Origin of the sequence: Sphingomonas horti (assembly GCF_009753715.1) — a bacterium.
GTDB classification, from domain to species: domain Bacteria; phylum Pseudomonadota; class Alphaproteobacteria; order Sphingomonadales; family Sphingomonadaceae; genus Sphingomonas_B; species Sphingomonas_B horti.
In genome coordinates this window covers 1-17,777 of the sequence record NZ_WQMS01000011.1, presented here as the reverse complement: position 1 = coordinate 17,777, position 17,777 = coordinate 1, and the positions used below count along the sequence as shown (strand labels likewise).

Here is a 17,777-nt window from a genome sequence, read left to right as displayed (position 1 = left end):
ATGTCGGCGTCAAAGTCCATCGCGCTTCCGTTCGCTGCCGCGTGCCTTGGCATTGCGAGCTACACGGCGATGGACGCGGTGATGAAGGGCCTGTCGCTGTCGATCGGCGCCTATAACGCCACCTTGTGGCGCACGATCGCCGGCTCGCTGCTCGGCGGCGCGCTGTTCTTCGGCCGCCGCCTGCCCTTGCCGCCCCGCAGCACGCTGACGCTCCATTTCCTGCGTGGCGGCATCGTCTCCGTGATGGCGATCCTGTGGTTCTGGGGCATCACGATGGTGCCGCTTGCCGAGGCGATCGCGCTGTCGTTCATCGCGCCGCTGATCGCGCTCTACCTCGCCAGCCTGATCCTCGGCGAGACGATCCGGCCGCAGGCGATCATCGGCTCGGTGCTCGGCCTGGCCGGCGTCAGCGTGATGCTGGCGACGCGCGCGACCGGCCATTACGGTCCCGACGCGCTGACCGGCGCGACCGCGATCCTCTGCTCGGCCGTGCTCTACGCGTTTAACCTGGTGCTGATGCGCAAGCAGGCGCTGGTCGCTTCGCCGGTCGAGGTCGGCTTCTTCCAGAACCTGACGACCGGTCTATTCCTGATGCTGGCCGCGCCATTCTTCCTGCGCGTGCCCGCGATCGAGCACGCGCCGCCGATCATCCTCAGCGCTCTGCTCGCCCTGTTCTCGCTGCTGGTCCTGTCCTGGGCCTATGCCCGGGCGGAGGCGCAGTCGCTGCTCGTCGTCGAATATACCGGCTTCGGCTGGGGCGCGTTCTTCGGCTGGCTGGTGTTCGGCGAGGCGATCCGCCCGGCGGTGCTGGCCGGCACCACCCTGATCATTCTCGGCTGCTACATCGCCGTGCGCCCCCCGCGCGGCCCTAAGGAATTAGCGCTGGAGGCAAATCTGTGACGCTGACGATCCGCTGGGCCCGACCGGGCGACGAGGCCGAAGTGCTGCGCCTGGTCAGAGGCCTTGCCGCCTATGAGCGCGCGCCCGACGCGGTGCAGACGACCGAGGCGATGCTGACCGAAACCCTGTTCGGTGCGACACCCCAGGTTTTCGCCTTCCTTGCCGAGCTGGATGGCAGGGTGGTCGGCCTCGCGCTCTGGTTCCTGACCTATTCGACCTGGACGGGGAGGCCGAGCCTCTATCTCGAAGACCTGTTCGTCGACGAGTCCGCGCGCGGCCGGGGGGTCGCACGCGCGCTGATGGTGCGCCTTGCGAGGGAGACCAAGGCGCGCGACTGCGCCCGGATGGATTGGGCCGTGCTCGACTGGAACGTCGACGCGATGGCCTTCTACGAACGGCTCGGCGCAGGACGCCAGACCGGGTGGGAGCCTTGGCGGCTGCACGGCGACGCGCTCGACGCGCTTGCGGGAGAGATCTGATGGCCTGGGCACTGCTGATCCTGGGCGGCCTGTTCGAAGTCGGCTTCACCACCTGCCTGCGCTTCGTCGAGGGCTTCAAAAACCTGCCCTGGACGCTCGCTTTCCTGGTGTCGGTCAGCCTGTCGATGGGGTTGCTCGAGGTCGCGTCGCGCTCGATCCCGATGGGGACAGCCTATGCGGTATGGGGCGGCATCGGCGCGGTCGGGACTGTGCTGGTCGGCATCTGGTTCTTCGGGGAGGCGGCGACGCCGCTCAGAATCCTGCTAATCTTCGCGATCGTCGCCTGCATCGCCGGCCTCAAGCTGGTCGCCTGAGCTCCCGCTGGGCGATCAACGCGATCGGCAGGCCGACCAGCACCATGTGCGTGAACAGCGTGCCGATGAGCAGCGGCAGGTTGTTCTTCGGCTTGACCCCGCTGAACGAGTCGCAGAGGCGCGCAACGAGCTCGCCGGCATTGGCGGGGAAATGCCCGCTCGGGTGCGCGGCCGAAAGCGGCGCGACCGCATAATTCATCACGACATAGAGGCCGAAGCCATAGACAAGGCCCCAGAGGACCGGCCGGGCAACCAAAGCGCGCCAGCGCCGCGCTGCGAGCACGAACACGGCCGCCATGCAGGTCGCGATGGCGAAATGAGTCGCGAGCCCCAGCAGCGCGGTCGGCCAGCCGCCGGCCATCGAATCGGTCCGCCCCATCCATCCTGCCGCGACCGACTGCAGCACCTGCTGCGGCGCAAGGCCGAACGGCGGCATCCCATAGACGATGATGGCATAGAGGATGTCGAGCGCGCCCGCCGCAAGGCCGCCCTTCAGGATCGCCGATCGTGTGTGCATGCGTTGCCCCCTGGTGTGCGGGCGCACGGTAGTGGGGCAGGAGGGGCGTGCAATCGGCGCTTCGACCAACGACGTTGCAGGGCCTGTGAGCGGCGTGGCGAAGCCACGCCGTCGGTCTCGCTGAAGCGAGGCCGGCCGAGCTTGTGCATGTTCGAAATAGCGGCAGGCTATTTCGGGCCTGCGCTGCGTGCCCAGACCACTTAACACCTCCGCTGCGTGGTCCAACAAAATGAGTGGGTTAGAAGATGGAAAACCACTTAGCAGAGCAGAGCGTCGGCTAGCGAAGTGGTCTGACCGGTCTGCGCCCCTCTCGGACATCAGCGGTATACTCCGATCTGATTGAAAGCGGTCATTCCCAATCGGCAACCTCGGATGGCGCGGGTCCGGCCCACCTGCGCGAATGGCGTATTCCGAACATCGCTGAAGCAGCTGTTGGCTGCCCGCAAGTGCGTCCGCGCGCGCCCAAGCTTTCGCCGGGGCCGGATGCTTCGTCGAGCCCGCTGGTTAGCCCCTGCATTCAAGCAGCGGGTCAATCTCAGCGCTATTGCGCGCTCCTCAGCAATAGAGGAGCATGATCATGATCAATCAGACTGAAAATCCGGCACGTTGCTCGCCGACCTGCGAGTGCACGAACTGCAAGTGTGCGAACGATTGCCACTGCTCGCAAAAGCGCTGACGTTTGCCGCCGGCGCGCGCGACGATCGGAATTGATCGAACGCGCGCGCCTCACGCTGCTTCTCATTGAATATATCTTCTGACGGCCCCTGATTCATGACCGACATCGCTGCCACGATCCTTCTTCACTTCGGGATCGTGATCGGGTTCGCATTCACCCTGCGTTTGAGTGGCCGGACGGTGCTCTTCAAGCCGCTGCTCGGCGGACTGGCATGCACCGCCGCCTATTGGCTGATCATTATCCTGAGCAGCGAAGCCCAAGGGATGGTTGCATCGCTTTCTGATCTGAGATGGAACTGGGTTGGAAAGGTCTGCGCAATCTTTGGCACACTTCTCCTGATAAGGATCATTCCCTCCCTGGCCTGGCGTGAGGTTGGCCTCTCTCTGGGGCTCAATCCCGGTTCGGTGCGATCAACGCTCGTCGTGGCTGCTATCCTGTGCGGCTTTGCTTGGCTGCTCGAGGCCATTGCCAACGATGGCACCGACACATCCGTGGAGCGCCTTCTTTTCCAAAGTCTGATGCCAGGGATGGACGAAGAGCTATTTATGCGTGGCTTGCTCCTGGCTTTGTTCGTGCGGGCTTTCGGAGCGAGCAGGCTTGTCGCCGGTGCATCGTTTGGCGCCGCTGAGTTGGCGCTTACGTTCCTGTTCGCCGCAGGTCACGGTTTGCGTGTTGTGAATGGCGCAATCGCTCTCGATTTCCCCGCTTTTGCGACGACCGCTTTCCTGGGTGCGGGGCTAGCATGGCTACGGCAGCGCACCGGCTCGCTGGCACCGGCCATCCTGGTCCATAACGCCATCAATCTCGGCAATTCCTTCTTCTAGATGGCTCGGGTTGTGCGGCATCTGCCTTAGTTCGGCACGACCCTCTTCAGCGTCGTTGCCGGAAGACCGAAGGTGCGGCGGAACACCCGACTGAAGTGCGCAGAGTCCGAAAAGCCAGCACCATGCGCTGCTTCGGTCAGCGATTGGCCTTTCGAATAGATGTCGATTGCCCGTACCAGCCGCAGCCAAAGAATATAGGTTTTGAAGGCTAGGCCCGTCTGCTCAACGAACAGATGGCGCAGACGGCTTGGCGACAGGGCCAGGTGGTGAGCCATGTCCGAAAGGCTGAGCGCTCCTTCTATATGTCTGGAGGCATGCTCGATGACGCGCCGTATTCGCGCGTCTGGCATCGGCGCTTCATCGTGAGGCATCATTAGCTCGACCACCGCGCGACCGGCGCGCAGCAGGTCATCGCTTCCGAGCGCCTGCTCGAAAGTGATCGTTAGAGGCGCTAGAATTTCTAAGATATCCGCACTGGCGACCGGCGACAGCTCGCGACCACGCAACAGATTTGCTGTCAGTGCTCGGCCAGGGCCGCTCTCCGGTTCTACGAAGATGAATACGAGCAGCCCAGAGGCTCGAAATCGATGCCGGGCATCAGCTGCAACTGCCAGCACAGAGCCGGTCAACGTTTCATGCTCCAAAGAGATCTCGAGCGGACCTGTCAGGCCGGCCGTGATCTGGATAGCATGGTGGGCATGAAAATCGGCGTCGCCGAACCCCTGAGGCGCTTCCAGCACCCAGACGCTTAAGCCTTGTGATATGGCTATCTTAGCTTGGCCTTTCGACATCGGGCCACTTAGAGAAGAGCTGGACGCGATGCACTTAGTTTCGCGCGCTCGAGCGAGCTGCGACACGTGACAGTCGGGTGAGGCCTATTTGTCGGGGATCGCCCCCAGAAGCATTCGCTAAATCAGTGTCGGCGAAGCTTTCCGGCTCACGGTGATGAAGGCGAACAACAGGAATCCGGCCGCCATCCAAGGGAGAGTGTCGCCGGCATGACCGTAGATCGTCCAAGTGCCTTCAATAGGCAGACTTGCGACAAGTGTGTGGTGCGGTCCTTCCGCTGCGCTGCCGCTCAGTGCGGCGAGAACTTGCCCTCGCGCGTCAACAGCCAGGCTCATGCCGCCATTGGCAGGACGAAAGAGCGAAGCTCCGTTCTCGATCGCGCGAAACGATGCCATTTGGGAATGCAACGGGGCCATCGCCGGCCCTTCCCACGAGGGGTCGATCAGTATGTCGGCGCCTGCTACTGCTGCCTGGCGGATTAGCGCCGGGTAATCGTAATCGTAGCAGATGGCCCAGGCGAGCGTGCCGTAAGGCGTCTCGAGGAAACCCATCACGCCGTCGCCTGGGATCGACATTTCGCCCGGAGTGGGATGGCTCTTCAGATAGGTTGCGCGAACACGTCCTTGCGGGTCGACAACGATGATCTTGTTTTCCGCGCGCGGATGGCCCGGCTGCATCGTCGCGACAGACATGAACAGGTAGATCTTCTCCTCAGCCGCAAGGCGCTGGCCCGCTGCGATAAGCTCTCGTTCGTCCTTCTTGAACGCGAGTGCATTCCCCTCCGACCACACGACGATCTTCGCGCCAGCGCGCGCTTCCGCACGGCTTTGCGCGATCAGCCTTTTCAGTAGCGCGTCAGCCTTGGGGCGAACCTGGTCTGCTGCCTGTTCGGATAAGGTCTGGCCATAGCTGAGCGGTCCCCAGCTGTTTCGGAAAACATCCATATTGTCGACGACGATGCCCGCGATCCTCACGCTGGGGGTTTGAGCGGGAGCAAGTGTGAGCCGCAGCCCACCACCCACCAGAACGAGCGCCAAGGCTGCGCCGAACGCTGCCGCTCTCCGGCGCGCCTGAGCTCCTGATCCCCGGCATTCCCAAAGATCGTTGAACACAGAGGCAAACCAGCCGGTCAGGAAAGAGATTCCCCAGAGGCCTGTGACCGAGACGATCTGGTTCAGCGCGAGATTGCCATATTGAGAGTATGCGACCGCACCCCAACTGCCGTTGCCGAGCTGGCTAAACAGATACTCCACCGCCGTAAGCGCTGCGGGGAATATGAAAGCTCGCACGAGGCCGCTGGCGTGTTCGCAGAAAAGCCGATCAACAATGAACGGCAAGAACAGGGTGAGGCCGACGCCAGCGACGACAGCATAATAGAACGCGCCCTGGAAGGGCAGGACACCGTCCCAGGCGACGGCGTGGGCACAGATCAGTCCAAATGTTCCGAGGTAGATACCCGGGGCGAGCCGCGACGTTCTGACGAATCGGAGCATGAAGGTCGGCGCCAGCCATGCAGCCACCGCCAACATCGCATTGCCGACGGTGAAGGCGGTCAGCACACTCCCGAGAACCAGGCACGCAATTCTCTCGGCAGACGGCGTAGCGAGCGCGGTGGTCCAGTTCCGGCAACGGTCAAAATTCCGTGGTCCCGAGCGAGCCTTCGGAACCGGCCGCGCGCTGGTCAAGGAACGCGTTGAATCGAGCATTTCGAGGATCCTGGACAAGCAGCGGTGAGCTGATTTCCCATATCTGCGTGGCGAACGGCGGTGAGGCAGTTGTGACCTGCTCGTTGTGCAAGCAACACGCATCAGCGAATGCGTAGGGAGGTCGCGTCCTTTACGAACGGCTCGAGTGATGCCGTGAGTAGCTCGGCGATCTCCGGTCGCGCCGTGGCCAGTGTACCGCCCGGAAACGGTGGCTCAGGCGCATATTCAGCCATCAAGGTGCCGGCTTCCGCGAGAGGAGCTCCGCGTAGTTCTGCTACCAGCGACGCGCCGAAGTCCATGCCCGCCGACACACCGGCGCCGGTGATGACATTGCCGTCCCTCACGACGCGGCGCTGTTCGGGCTTCGCGCCGAACTGAGTAAGCAGAGGGACGACCGACCAATGGGACGTCGCGCGCTTGCCCTGCAGGACGCCGGCGACACCCAGAATCAATGACCCGGTGCAGACGCTCGTTACGAACTTAGCCCGTGAAGCCCGGTCGCGCATGAACGCGATTGTGTTTTCGTCACGGGCAGCGGCGAGCGTGCCCGAGGTTCCTCCCGGCGTGAACAGGACAGTCAGGTCAGCGGGACAATCAGCCATGGTGACAGTGGGTTGGATCGCCATGCCGAGATCGCTCGGAACGGGCCTCAGGTCAGGCTGATTTGTAACCAGGTGTACCTTGGCTCCCGGCATGCCCGCAAGGAAGTGGTACGGGCCTACGAAATCGAGCGCCGTGAGGCCCGGGTAAAGCAGCATGGCAATCTGCTCGTTGCCGGTTAGACGGAGTTCCGGAAGTTTCTCCAGAATGGCTTTGGGGTCCGCTCCAGAAGCTTTTGCCATGGCCGGCATCAGAGCCGCTGTTGCGACAGCGCCGCCGATCAGTGTGCGTCGGTCAATCATGAAACTATTCCTGCGATTGGCGATGATTTCGACGCGCCATACTGACAGCGACCAATGTCCTGAAGGACATAGTTCCAACGTTTCAGGACGTATGCGCCTTGGATGGCCGAAAAGGCTGGAAGAACGTCCTTTAGGCCTTCCTATCCACCCGCAATAACCCCGCCACCAGCACCGTTCCGAACTGGAGGGCTGTCACATGAGGGGGCGAAGGCGAATGACACAAGGTCGATACAGCTGCGCAGGCGCAATGCTGTTGCTTGCGGCGACAACGCTAAGTGCACAAACCGCAGCGCCGGCAGCGGCAGACACCGAGGTGGACATTGTCGTCACGGCCACCAAGCGCGAGACCCGGCTTCAAGATACGCCTGCACAGGTAAACGCCTTCTCGGGCGAGTATCTCGAGCGGAGCGCGGTACGCGAGTTCTCCGATCTCGCGTCCTCGATACCGAACCTGGTTGCGCCGGACGGCCTTGTCGGCACGAGTGTTGTCGCGATCCGAGGAATATCGAGCCCGGCTAAGGGTGGCAGTATCGCCGAACAGCCAGTCAGCCAATTCCTCGACGGCGTGTTCATGCCTGAAGGAAGCCTCGACGATCTCGTATTTGACGTCCAGCAGATCGAGGTCATCCGGGGCCCTCAGGGCGTTATCTGGGGCCGCAACACTCTAGCCGGAGCCATTAGCTATACGACGCGCAGACCGACGCACGAACTTGAGGGGTATGTCGAATCCGGCATCGGCAATTACGATGCATTCCGACTGCAGGGGGCAATCTCCGGTCCCTTGTTGGCCGATAAGATATCGGTCCGGCTTGCCGCCGCGCATGAGGAGCAGGATGGCTATTCCGAGCGCGTTTCCGGAGGGACCTTTGGGGCGCGCAATCGTGAGGCTGTCAGAGCTTCGATCCTGTTTCGTCCCGTCGAGCCGCTGAGCATCACGCTGATCGGCGACTATGCCAGAAGCCACTTTACCAATGTCACCCTGGAATATTTCATTGGGCCGTTCGCTAAACGCGCGGGGACGGACGGATATACTCGTCGGCAGGACACCGACTTTTTCAAGCCGAGCCGATCGACATCGAAAGGTCTGACTGCTCTGCTCGAGCTTGATCTCGGCCCAGCCACGCTGAGTTCGGTCACCGGTCTCCGCCGGCTCAACCAAGCGCTCAACATCGACACGGACTCCTCCGACCTTCTCATCATTCACGACCAGATCGACAGCAGGGTTCGACAATTCAGCCAGGAGGTGCGCCTCACCTCGTCGTCAACTGGCCCCTTTCGCTGGATGGCAGGTGCCTATTACTACACCCGTGATCAGCGGGTCCTGCAGAACGAGCAACTTGGCCCTGAGCTGGTGGGACTGCCGCCTGGCGGAGGTGCATCAGTTGACATCGATTTCCGTAACTCGGTCGACAGCTTCGCCGCCTTTGGAACCGTGGCACTGGATCTGACCCGGGCGATCACCGTCGAAACAGGCCTTCGGGTTACGCGCGAGGAAAAGAGCACCCTCGGGTCCGTCGGAACAACGGTCAATATTCCTGGCGTCGGATTAGTCCCTGTCGGAACGGATCTGACCGACCTCGATCTCGACGATACGCAAGTCTCACCCATGGCGACACTGTCCTATCGTCCAACCAGTGACGTCCTGCTGTATGCTTCCTGGGGACGCGGCAATAAGAGCGGCGGATTCAATGATGCACGAGTGTCAGAGCCGACCTTCGCCGCCGAAGTCGCCGATAGCTATGAGCTCGGCATCAAGTCGGAATGGCTCGAGAAGCGGCTGACGTTGAACGTCATCGGCTTCTACATCGATTACCGCAACCTGCAGGTGCGCGGGTTTGAAGGAACGACGCCGCTTTTCCGAAATGCGAAAAAGGCGGTCAGCAAGGGCATCGAACTCGAGGCCATCGCCCGCCCTTCTCGAGAATGGAGCCTGTTTGGCAACTTCGCATATAACGATGCCACTTATGAGAACTTCGTCATTCCCGGGGCAGGCGCAGGTGGTGGCGGGCTGGACTTGAGCGGCAACAAAATGCCGCTGGCGCCCAGAACCAGCATGTCTGTGGGAGCCGATTACCGAACCGAGATGACCGGATTGGGAGAGCTGTATGCCCATGCCGAATGGAACCGAAAAAGCGGCTATTTCCTGGATTTTGCGAACACAAGGCCCGGCGGCTACCAGCCCGATTATGGTATCGTGAACGGGCGTTTGGGCCTGGCGCTCTCAAACGGCGCGGACGTTTCGATCTGGGTACGAAACCTGACCAAGGCTGACTATAAGGTCGATTTCATCGGCGATCTACCGGTGGCGATTTTCGGCGGTTCTCAATTCCACTTGCTTGGTGCTCCGCGAACCTATGGCGTCGACCTTAAGTTCAGCTTTTGACAGATGTACGTTTTCGACAATCCTCGGACGCTTATTGGAGAGGAATATCCGGACCGTTTGAAGACATACCTATCCCTTGAGAAGGGACGGGCCGCCATTCGAGCAATTCAGTCCTGGCCGGGCTATGCTCCAACGCCACTGGTCGACCTTCCGCACCTTGCAGCACGGGCTGGTGTGGAGCGGCTCGCCTACAAAAATGAGGGAGAACGCTTCGGGCTTGGAAGCTTCAAGGCGCTTGGCGGCGCCTATGCGCTGGCGCGTCTCGCAGAGGCGCGGGAGCGCCCACAAGACCTGGTTGTCTGTTGCGCGACGGACGGAAATCACGGCCGGTCGGTTGCATGGAAGGCCAGCGGGATCGGTTGTCGCTGCCTGGTTTATCTGCACCGCGAGGTGAGCACCGAGCGCGAGCGAGCGATCGCTGCGTTCGGCGCGGAGATCAGGCGGGTGAATGGCAATTACGATGATGCGGTGAGGGCGGCAGCTGCCGACGCCGCGCAATCTGGGTGGATCGTCGTTTCAGACACGTCGTACCCAGGCTATTCGGATATCCCCTGCGAAGTCATGCAGGGCTACTCCGTGATGATCCACGAGGTTCGACACGCACAGTATCGCCCAAGTCATGTATTCGTGCAGGGAGGAGTAGGCGGCCTGGCAGCCGCAGTCTGTGCGGACTTGTGGGAGAGTTTCGGCACAAGCAGGCCTCGATTGATCGTGGTCGAGCCGGAAGGTGCCGCCTGCCTCTTCGCTTCAGCGCGCGCCGGGAGACCGGTGCGCATTGAACGCCAGCCCCAAACCGTGATGGCTGGTCTCGCCTGTGGAGAGGTGTCGCTGGTAGCGTGGGACATCCTTTCTCTGGGAGCAGCGCACTTCAGCACCATCCACGATGAATCGGCCATCAGCATGATGCGCGAGCTTGCCAGCGGCGACGGAGGCGCTTTGCCTATCGTTGCTGGAGAATCGGCAACGGCTGGACTTGCAGCGTTTCTCAAATGCGCTTCCGATCCAGTGCTGCGGCGGCAGGTCGGGATTGATTGCACCTCGCACATTCTGTGCTTCGGGACAGAAGCGGACACTGATCCCGATCTCTACACTCAGCTCGTCGGAAGATCTGGCGCGGAGGTGCGTGCCGGCCGTCGGCTTGGGCATGTGGTCGTCGCTAACGAGCCCTAGCCGGTCGCGAGGGCCGCACTGCACTTCTTCGAACCGACTGCGGTGGCTGCCCGGTTGTTTTGATGAATGCGCGCCGCATGCGCTCGGCGCTACCGAATCCGCTTCTGCGAGCGATTTCCTCCATCGAACCGGCAGCCGTTTCGATCATCGCACGGGCATGCTCGATCCTCAGCCGCTGGATGGCCTTTGCCGGCGGCAGCCCCATTGATTGAGTGAACGAGCGAGTAAACTGTCGGACACTCAACCTTGCTCGCTCTGCAAGCTGCTCCACGTTCAGCGGCTCGGTCAGATGGGCGCGTGCCCAGGCCAACAGGGGCCCAAAGCGGTTATCGGGAGTGACAAGCTCGAGAAGTTCGGAATGCTGAGACTGAGTTCCCGGTCTTCGGTGATAGACCACCATCTTCTGCGCGACCTTGCGGGCAACGTCGTCGCCATAATCCCGGGAGATCATGCCGAGCGCCAGGTCGATGCCCGCCGCAACGCCTGCGGACGTCCAGATGCCACGATCTTCGACAAAGATGCTGTCGGCATCGACCGTGACGTTCGGGTGACGGCGCTTCAATTCACCCACGGCCTGCCAATGTGTCGCAGCGCGGCGCCCCTCGAGCAAGCCTGCAGCTGCCAGGATGAACGCCCCTGAACAGACGCTGGCGACGCGTCGCCCGGAATCCGCTGCTGAACGAAGGGCCTCGATCAACTCTCCGTCCTGCGCCGCTTCCCACGCCCGGTTGGCGCCCGGAACAAAGATGACCTCACAATCGCGCGCGTCGTCCAACGGGGCGACTTCTACCGTGATCCCCCCAGAGCTGCGTATTCGCTCGCCAGCCGTTGCCACCATAATGAGGGAGTAATCAGCACCGAAATGACCGGCGATCTCGAACGCGGCAGCAGGCCCGGTCAAATCGAGGATCTGGAAGCCATCAAACAGCAAAAAGGCGACCTTGGTCATGGTGGCGTCCTGAATAGCCGGAACAACGTCCTTTAGGCCTTTGCGGCGATGCTGCAAACACCTCGCCATGAGTGCAACCGAAGCGACGGCTGGGGCGGAAATCCTGTTCATCCTCTATCCAGGCATGACGCATCTCGATTTCGCGGGCCCGTACGAGGTCTTTGCACGGCTGCCGGGGGCTGGCGTGCGCCTGGCCAGCCCTTCCGGGGGAGACGTCCGAACCGAACTCGGCCTCACATTGAGGGGCACGCAAAGGCTCGGCGATATCGTTTGTTGCGACCTGCTCTGCATTCCAGGGGGCTTCGATCAGGCTCCGGTGCTCAAGCCTGAATGTCTGAAACATGTCCGACGGTTGGCCAAGGGCGCACGCTTTGTGACCTCGGTTTGCACCGGATCGCTGGTGCTCGCTGCGGCGGGTCTCCTGCAGGGTCGGCGCAGTGCCTGTCATTGGGCACGTCGTGAGGCGCTAAGTGCGTACGGCGCAATTCCTGAGCCGGCGCGAATTGTTCGCGACGGCAAGTTCATCACCGCTGCCGGCGTGACCGCCGGGGTCGACTTTGCACTGGTTTGTGCCGCCGAGCTCGCGAGCCGAACCACCGCTCAGGCCATCCAGCTCCTGCTCGAGTACGCGCCCGAGCCGCCATTTGCTTGCGGGCGGCCAGAGGAGGCCTCGCCGGAGATTCTGGCTGAGTGCCACCGGCTAGCCAGTGCGTTCCGTGGGAGGCTGGGGTCCGCATCCTGCCCTTCGAAATAATCTGCTGGAGAAGTATTCATGCGTTTTCGTTTGATGATCTCTTGTGCGGCAGCAGCGCTATCGGCGCCGAGCGCCATGGCACTGGCGAGCGTCCCCGACCTGCCACTAATCGAGCGGACAAAACTGTTCGGGAATCCCACGTCGTTAGACGCGCGCCTCAGCCCTGATGGCAAATGGCTGGCCTGGATTGCCCCGAGCGACGGGGTGCTTAACCTTTGGGTCGCAGGGTCCGACGATCTGGCCAATGCTCGCGTCGTTACCAGCGAAGTCGGCCGGCCAATTGAGCATTACGACTGGGGGCCGGATTCCAGGACTCTTCTCTACATCAACGACAAGGGCGGCGACGAGAATTACCGTCTTTACAGTGTCGACGTGGCTACCGGCGACCAACGCTCGCTGACGCCGTTCGACAAGACGAGAGCTCAGATCGTCGCGATCAGCAATCAGGTACACGATCGAATATTGATCGGCCTCAACAATCGCGACCCACGCTGGCACGATGTCTACAGCCTGAACCTTGCGACTGGTGCGCTTACGCTGGTTCTGAAGAACGAGGGATTTTCTGGCTTCACGGCGGACCGATCGCTCCAGCTGCGTCTGGCTGCGCGCGCCCGCGCCGATGGTGGCACCGACTATTTCCAGATCACAGGCGATCGCTTGGCGGCAGCTCCGTTTCTTTCCTTTGGCCTTGATGACTCCATGACCTCGCGGCCACTGTCCTTCACAGCCGACGGTCGGACGCTTTATTGGGTTGATTCCCGCGACCGCGACAAGGCCGCCCTCGTGGCGCAGGATGTGGCAAGCGGCCGAATGACGGTCATCGCTCAGGACAGCCGGGCCGATGTAGGAAACATCCTCGTTGATCCAATGCTCGCCGATCCTGTTACGGGCAGGGCGCAGGCTTATCGTACCAACTATTTGCGGAGCGAATGGACTGCGCTCGAGACGGGCGTCGCGGCTGATCTGGCGCTGATCAAAACCAAGCTCGGTGGCCAGTTCAACATCACCTCGCGAACGCTCGGTGACGCCCTTTGGACCATCGAAGTCGATCCTGTCGCTGCCTCCCCAATGACCTATATTTTCGATCGCCGGACCAAGGACCTGAGGAAGGCCTTTGCGAGCCGCCCGGCACTGGATGGGCTCGCGCTTGCACCCATGAAGCCATTGGAGTTGCGCGCGCGCGATGGTCTGACACTCGTCTCGTATCTGACTTTACCGCCGGGCAGCGATCGCGACCAAGACGGCCGACCAGACGTGGCGCTCCCAATGGTGCTGCTGGTACATGGCGGGCCATGGCTTCGCGACAGCTATGGCTATGATTCCTACCATCAATGGCTCGCCAACCGGGGCTATGCGGTTCTCAGCGTCAACTTTCGCGGGTCCTCGGGCTTCGGGAAGTCGTTCATCTCCGCAGGCGACCGGGAATGGGGCGGCAAGATGCAACAGGACCTGCTGGATGCGGTGACATGGGCAACATCAACTGGTGTCGCCAAAAAGGACCGGATCGCGATCATGGGGGGCTCCTATGGCGGCTACGCGACGCTCGCTGGCCTGAGCTTCACGCCCGACGTTTTTGCGTGCGGGGTGGATGTGGTGGGACCTTCCAACCTGCTGTCGCTTCTCGCTGCGACTCCACCTTATTGGGAGTCGCTGAAGCGTCAGCTCTACAAGCGCGTCGGCGATCCCACGACGCCTGAAGGCCAGGCGCTGCTGCACGAACGTTCACCGCTTTTCCAAGCGGGAGCCATCCGCATGCCGCTGCTTATTGCCCAGGGCGCAAACGACCCGCGCGTACCGCGCGTCGAGTCCGATCAGATCGCGCAAGCAATGACGGCTCATAAGATCCCCGTAACCTATCTTCTGTTTCCCGACGAAGGTCATGGTCTTGCACGCCCGGAAAACGTGATCGGGTTTGCTGCCGTTGCCGAAAATTTCTTGAAATCTTGTCTGCGTGGTCGCGCCGAGCCAGTCGGGTCTGCCGTGAGTGCCTCTTCTATGCAGATCTTGCAGGGGCAGCAGGCCGTGCCGGGTCTGACCGACGCTGCACAAAGCGCGCACTAGTCGTTCAACACAGCTGGCCGTAGACTTGGATTGCACTGCGCCATGCCCTAATCGCCTCTGCCCCCAGGCTCGAGGTGGCGGAAAATGGGCACGGCGTCAGTGATCTGCCGGACCAGAGAGGCGAAGCTGTCGAAAACGAGATCCGGTTCGGCTGCCTCAAGTGCGGGACGCGTCGCATAGCCCCAAGTTACGGCACCTGAAACGATGCGGGCCGCTCTTGCCGCTTCGATATCCCGATCTTCATCCCCAATCATGATCGCCTGTTGCGCGCTGATCTCTGCAGATCGGATCACACGTCGCAGCCGGGCGGCCTTTCCGAACAACGAAGCGCCGCATTCAAAGCCAAAGATCCGGGTAGCCATGTCGCGACCGATCACGGAGCGCACGTTTTCCTCGGCGTTTGAGCTGACAATGGCAACTTTTACGCCGTGGTCGACGAGCGTGAGCAACGCTTCGCGTGCGCCGGGAAACATCCGAATACGGTGCGCGCTTCGCGCAGCTTCATACCGGAAATGACGCGCCAACTGCGGCATCCGCCACGACGGCACGCCTAACGCCCGGACAACTTCTCGCGTCGAGAGGCCGCGCAGCGCTTCAAGCTCGGCATCGCCCGTGCGGCGATAGCCGAACCGCTCGGCGCCGGACTGCACCGTGCTGCGGAACCAGCTCAAGCTGTCGGCGAGTGTTCCGTCGAAGTCGAATATGGCGAGGCGGAATTTGGATTTCATCACCGGCCCTTGGCTCACACGATCGACTCTTTAGTCGAAGTCCGACTGCTCGCGATTGAATGATCGGGCTGCTTTCCCGCGTGATCTTCCAGCAACGGCGAAATGGCCCGAAGCCTCTTACGGGGAGCGAGCCATCATGCCTCTGCATCAGGCTCGTGCTCGAGAATGTCACCAGGCTGGCAGTCAAGATATTCGCAGATCCTGTCGAGTGTCTCGAACCGTATGCCCTTCACCCGACCAGATTTCAGCAGCGACAAATTGGCCTCGGTTATGCCAATAAAGGCTGCGAGATCCTTGGACCTGGCTTTGCGGCGTGCGAGCATCACGTCGAGGCGAACGATGATCGCCACGTCAGATGATCTGCGCCGCTTCTTCGGAAAGACGCTGCGCCTCTCCGAGCAACCGCACGACAAAGAATAGCAATGCGCTGACCAGCAGAGCGAAGAAATCTCCGCCGTCGAATGTGAATGTAACACGACGCTCGCCCGCGCCAGCGCTCAGGGCGGCGATCAGAGAGAGCGCAATCGGCAACAGGATCGAGACGATCGCCGAGATCAGCACATAGAAGGTGAAGCCGCGCAGATCGCCAATGTTGCGGCTGGTGAAGCGCTCGCCTTGTCCCATCCTGCCAAGCATCCGGATGAGGCGCTGTAGCCCGAGAGCAAACAAGGCGCCGCTCACAACCGCGACGAAACGAGCCTGCTGGTTGCCTGGGCCGCCAAAGGTTACTTGAATGGCACCATCCGGATCGAGGCCGAGAAACCACGCCGCTCCGGCATAGAGTGCGCTTCCCACGACGAGAACCAGCGAGAAAATGGCACCCATGCGCAGGCGGCGCGCGGCAGAGGTGAGCTCAGAAGATTGCATATTGCCATTCATCAACAAAATATCGTAAAACAATAATATTGATTCGCTATACAGCAAGTAAGGGACTTAGTCTTGTCGAGCAAGCCACATCGCACGCGAAGGGGGACCGCCCTTATCTCCGGCTTTGCTGTATTCACCGTGATAACGGCACCCGCAGCGATCGCGCGGGCGGATCAGGTCGCGGCTCGTCCCGCCGAAGCCTCCGCAGACCGCGTGCTGGAGGCTCTTGATGGAAGCCGAATTGGCGATCTGAGCCTGATCGAAACGCTGCTCCGGCAAGGGCAGATCAGCACGTCGGACCGGGCGCTGCTGGAGGCGCAGCGAGCTGCAGCGCTCTTGCGGGACAAAGATTCCAAGGAGGCGCTCGCCCGCTATTTCGAGAGCGGCGATGCGCGGCCGAAGCGGCTGGAGCGAGCACATACCATGGCGGCCGAAGGTGCCTTCTTTGCGGGTCGCTACAGCGAGGCGGCCCGGCACGCCGCAAACATACTGGCGGCACCCGGCTCGAGAACGGCGGATGAGACCGAGGCTATTGAGCGGCTCAAGCGGATCGCGGAATTGCTTACCAAGGTTCCGCCGCAAGCGCTTCTGGATCGCGGTTCGGGTGCACCCGTTCCGATTGATCGCGACAAGGTGGGATTGATCCGCATGCCGATCAGGCTTGGCACTAGTGTGCAAGAGGCTGTGATCGATACCGGAGCCAATTTGTCGGTCGTCAGTGCCAGCACCGCCCGCCGGCTTGGCGTGCGGATGATGGAAGGCGATGCAGATGTTGGCAACTCGCTCGGGGGCGGCGTCGCCGTCCGCATCGGAATTGCGGACCGTCTTGAGGTTGCCGGCGCGGTGCTGTCGAATGTGGTCTTCCTCGTCATGGAGGATGAGGCGCTGACCTTTCCAGTGCCGGGCGGTTATCGGATCGAGGCGATCATTGGACTCCCTGTACTCAGGGCGATTGGGCGCTTCAGTTTTGAGCGAGCCGACAGCTTTCGTGTCGAACCTCCGCAACCTGTGGCCGTGACGGCAGCAAAGCTGCGCATGAGCGGCAGCAATCCCTATGCTGTCGTCGCGATCGCAGGAAAGGAGCACCCCCTGTTTCTCGACACCGGGGCGAACAGCTCTTTGCTCTCCGTCCGCTTCGCGCGTGAGCATCCAGAGCTCAAGGGGGCTCAGCGACTTGAATCCGGCCGGGCTGGAGCCGGGGGTGTCGAGCGGGTGCGCCGTCAAAGGATCCAACAGGTTCCAATCCGCATCGGTAAGGTCGAGGCAAAACTTTCCTCGCTCGATATCGAAAACGAGCCGACGCCAGGAGAAGAAGATCGTTATGGCGTATTGGGTGCCGACCTCCTGCGCGTCTTCGAAAAGGTGACCTTAGACTTTCAGGCCATGACACTGGAGGTCGACGCTCCTGCGTGACGTTTCGACGCGCGGGCTCTGACCGATAGTCGCGCTGGCGATCACAAATGGTAGGACACGATGTCCAACTCGTTCTCTTCACCGGCTCTCGATCAGATAGGCTGTCCCTCAGAGCGTGCAATCCCTTAGATCGTTTGCGGTAAGCGTTGATAATCCTGTCGCCGGCGCCATCGACCAAATGGAGCAGCCCGAAATCGTCTACGGCCGAGGTTCGGCTGGTTCGCGCCCATTCCGGACATGAGCCGGGGGTTTCGCATTTTCAAAAGCAGATGGGGTGGATGGCTCCCGCTCCCGGCATCTGAGTGCCAAAGTGTGGTTGCTGTCGAAGCGTCCACGCACGAGAGG

At 61.6% G+C, this 17,777-nt stretch carries 17 protein-coding genes; 9 read left to right on the top strand and 8 right to left on the bottom strand.

Annotated features, from left to right (window positions below; translation table 11 throughout):
• From GON01_RS09335 to GON01_RS09325, 3 genes are read left to right on the top strand one after another with little or no spacing between them, the layout of a single operon-like run.
• Positions 1-900 (top strand): DMT family transporter, encoded by a 900-nt coding sequence (locus GON01_RS09335; protein ID WP_157027115.1) that lies wholly within the window; start codon positions 1-3, stop codon positions 898-900.
• Positions 897-1,379, top strand: a complete 483-nt coding sequence (locus GON01_RS09330) for a GNAT family N-acetyltransferase (RefSeq protein WP_181600274.1) — start codon at positions 897-899, stop codon at positions 1,377-1,379. The genes GON01_RS09335 and GON01_RS09330 overlap by 4 nt, the downstream gene beginning before the upstream one ends.
• On the top strand, positions 1,379-1,693 hold the full coding sequence (locus GON01_RS09325; RefSeq protein WP_157027114.1) for a DMT family transporter: 315 nt from the start codon (positions 1,379-1,381) through the stop codon (positions 1,691-1,693). Before GON01_RS09330 ends, GON01_RS09325 begins: the two co-directional genes overlap by 1 nt.
• On the opposite strand, the gene GON01_RS09320 is transcribed toward GON01_RS09325, so the two are convergent.
• A complete protein-coding gene (locus GON01_RS09320; RefSeq protein WP_157027113.1) occupies positions 1,677-2,210 on the bottom strand; it encodes a hypothetical protein in 534 nt (177 codons plus the stop codon). The genes GON01_RS09325 and GON01_RS09320 overlap by 17 nt on opposite strands.
• A gap of 771 nt (positions 2,211-2,981) precedes the next feature.
• Between GON01_RS09320 and GON01_RS09315 the strand changes: the two genes are divergently transcribed.
• Positions 2,982-3,710, top strand: coding sequence for a CPBP family intramembrane glutamic endopeptidase (locus GON01_RS09315; RefSeq protein WP_157027112.1), 729 nt, complete (start codon positions 2,982-2,984; stop codon positions 3,708-3,710).
• A gap of 26 nt (positions 3,711-3,736) precedes the next feature.
• Here the strand turns inward: GON01_RS09315 and GON01_RS09310 are convergent, their stop codons facing one another.
• The 3 genes from GON01_RS09310 to GON01_RS09300 form a co-directional block, all read right to left on the bottom strand.
• On the bottom strand, positions 3,737-4,501 hold the full coding sequence (locus GON01_RS09310) for a helix-turn-helix transcriptional regulator (RefSeq protein ID WP_157027111.1): 765 nt from the start codon (positions 4,499-4,501) through the stop codon (positions 3,737-3,739).
• Positions 4,502-4,618: 117 nt separating this feature from the next.
• Positions 4,619-6,058, bottom strand: a complete 1,440-nt coding sequence (locus tag GON01_RS09305) for a nitrilase-related carbon-nitrogen hydrolase (protein WP_181600273.1) — start codon at positions 6,056-6,058, stop codon at positions 4,619-4,621.
• Positions 6,059-6,306: 248 nt separating this feature from the next.
• Complete coding sequence (locus tag GON01_RS09300) at positions 6,307-7,107, bottom strand: DJ-1/PfpI family protein (RefSeq protein ID WP_157027109.1); 801 nt, start codon at positions 7,105-7,107, stop codon at positions 6,307-6,309.
• Positions 7,108-7,354: 247 nt separating this feature from the next.
• On the opposite strand from GON01_RS09300, the gene GON01_RS09295 reads away from it, so the two are divergent.
• Both GON01_RS09295 and GON01_RS09290 read left to right on the top strand, forming a co-directional pair.
• Positions 7,355-9,490, top strand: coding sequence for a TonB-dependent receptor (locus tag GON01_RS09295; protein ID WP_181600272.1), 2,136 nt, complete (start codon positions 7,355-7,357; stop codon positions 9,488-9,490).
• A 3-nt stretch (positions 9,491-9,493) separates the two neighbouring features.
• Entirely contained in the window at positions 9,494-10,660 is a 1,167-nt protein-coding gene (locus GON01_RS09290) for a diaminopropionate ammonia-lyase (RefSeq protein ID WP_157027107.1), read from the top strand.
• Here the strand turns inward: GON01_RS09290 and GON01_RS09285 are convergent.
• Entirely contained in the window at positions 10,647-11,609 is a 963-nt protein-coding gene (locus tag GON01_RS09285; protein ID WP_157027106.1) for a GlxA family transcriptional regulator, read from the bottom strand. The genes GON01_RS09290 and GON01_RS09285 overlap by 14 nt on opposite strands.
• Before the next feature lie 67 nt (positions 11,610-11,676).
• Between GON01_RS09285 and GON01_RS09280 the strand changes: the two genes are divergently transcribed.
• Together GON01_RS09280 and GON01_RS09275 are read left to right on the top strand one after the other, a co-directional pair.
• Positions 11,677-12,363: a DJ-1/PfpI family protein gene (locus GON01_RS09280; RefSeq protein WP_157027105.1), complete on the top strand. Its 687-nt coding sequence runs from the start codon at positions 11,677-11,679 to the stop codon at positions 12,361-12,363.
• An 18-nt stretch (positions 12,364-12,381) separates the two neighbouring features.
• Positions 12,382-14,424 carry a S9 family peptidase gene (locus GON01_RS09275; RefSeq protein ID WP_157027104.1) on the top strand — a complete coding sequence of 681 codons (2,043 nt, stop codon included), beginning with the start codon at positions 12,382-12,384 and terminating at the stop codon, positions 14,422-14,424.
• 47 nt (positions 14,425-14,471) lie between these two features.
• On the opposite strand, the gene GON01_RS09270 is transcribed toward GON01_RS09275, so the two are convergent.
• From GON01_RS09270 to GON01_RS09260, 3 genes are all read right to left on the bottom strand, one after another.
• Complete coding sequence (locus GON01_RS09270; RefSeq protein ID WP_157027103.1) at positions 14,472-15,152, bottom strand: HAD hydrolase-like protein; 681 nt, start codon at positions 15,150-15,152, stop codon at positions 14,472-14,474.
• Positions 15,153-15,286: 134 nt separating this feature from the next.
• Positions 15,287-15,502, bottom strand: coding sequence for a helix-turn-helix domain-containing protein (locus tag GON01_RS09265; RefSeq protein WP_181600271.1), 216 nt, complete (start codon positions 15,500-15,502; stop codon positions 15,287-15,289).
• 1 nt (position 15,503) lies between these two features.
• The gene (locus tag GON01_RS09260) at positions 15,504-16,052 is read right to left on the bottom strand and encodes a DUF2975 domain-containing protein (protein WP_198159821.1); all 549 of its coding nucleotides are present in this window, start codon (positions 16,050-16,052) and stop codon (positions 15,504-15,506) included.
• A gap of 105 nt (positions 16,053-16,157) precedes the next feature.
• Here GON01_RS09260 and GON01_RS17345 point away from each other — a divergent pair, with 105 nt between their 5' ends.
• The gene (locus GON01_RS17345) at positions 16,158-17,432 is read left to right on the top strand and encodes an aspartyl protease family protein (RefSeq protein ID WP_198159820.1); all 1,275 of its coding nucleotides are present in this window, start codon (positions 16,158-16,160) and stop codon (positions 17,430-17,432) included.
• The last annotated feature ends 345 nt before the right edge of the window (positions 17,433-17,777 follow it).

Coding starts and splice junctions, on each gene's coding strand:
- GON01_RS09335 (WP_157027115.1), top strand. CDS start 1: ATGTCGGCGTCAAAGTCCATCGCGCTTCCGTTCGCTGCCGCGTGCCTT.
- GON01_RS09325 (WP_157027114.1), top strand. CDS start 1,379: ATGGCCTGGGCACTGCTGATCCTGGGCGGCCTGTTCGAAGTCGGCTTC.
- GON01_RS09320 (WP_157027113.1), bottom strand. CDS start 2,210: ATGCACACACGATCGGCGATCCTGAAGGGCGGCCTTGCGGCGGGCGCG.
- GON01_RS09315 (WP_157027112.1), top strand. CDS start 2,982: ATGACCGACATCGCTGCCACGATCCTTCTTCACTTCGGGATCGTGATC.
- GON01_RS09310 (WP_157027111.1), bottom strand. CDS start 4,501: ATGTCGAAAGGCCAAGCTAAGATAGCCATATCACAAGGCTTAAGCGTC.
- GON01_RS09300 (WP_157027109.1), bottom strand. CDS start 7,107: ATGATTGACCGACGCACACTGATCGGCGGCGCTGTCGCAACAGCGGCT.
- GON01_RS09295 (WP_181600272.1), top strand. CDS start 7,355: ATGCTGTTGCTTGCGGCGACAACGCTAAGTGCACAAACCGCAGCGCCG.
- GON01_RS09290 (WP_157027107.1), top strand. CDS start 9,494: ATGTACGTTTTCGACAATCCTCGGACGCTTATTGGAGAGGAATATCCG.
- GON01_RS09285 (WP_157027106.1), bottom strand. CDS start 11,609: ATGACCAAGGTCGCCTTTTTGCTGTTTGATGGCTTCCAGATCCTCGAT.
- GON01_RS09280 (WP_157027105.1), top strand. CDS start 11,677: ATGAGTGCAACCGAAGCGACGGCTGGGGCGGAAATCCTGTTCATCCTC.
- GON01_RS09275 (WP_157027104.1), top strand. CDS start 12,382: ATGCGTTTTCGTTTGATGATCTCTTGTGCGGCAGCAGCGCTATCGGCG.
- GON01_RS09270 (WP_157027103.1), bottom strand. CDS start 15,152: ATGAAATCCAAATTCCGCCTCGCCATATTCGACTTCGACGGAACACTC.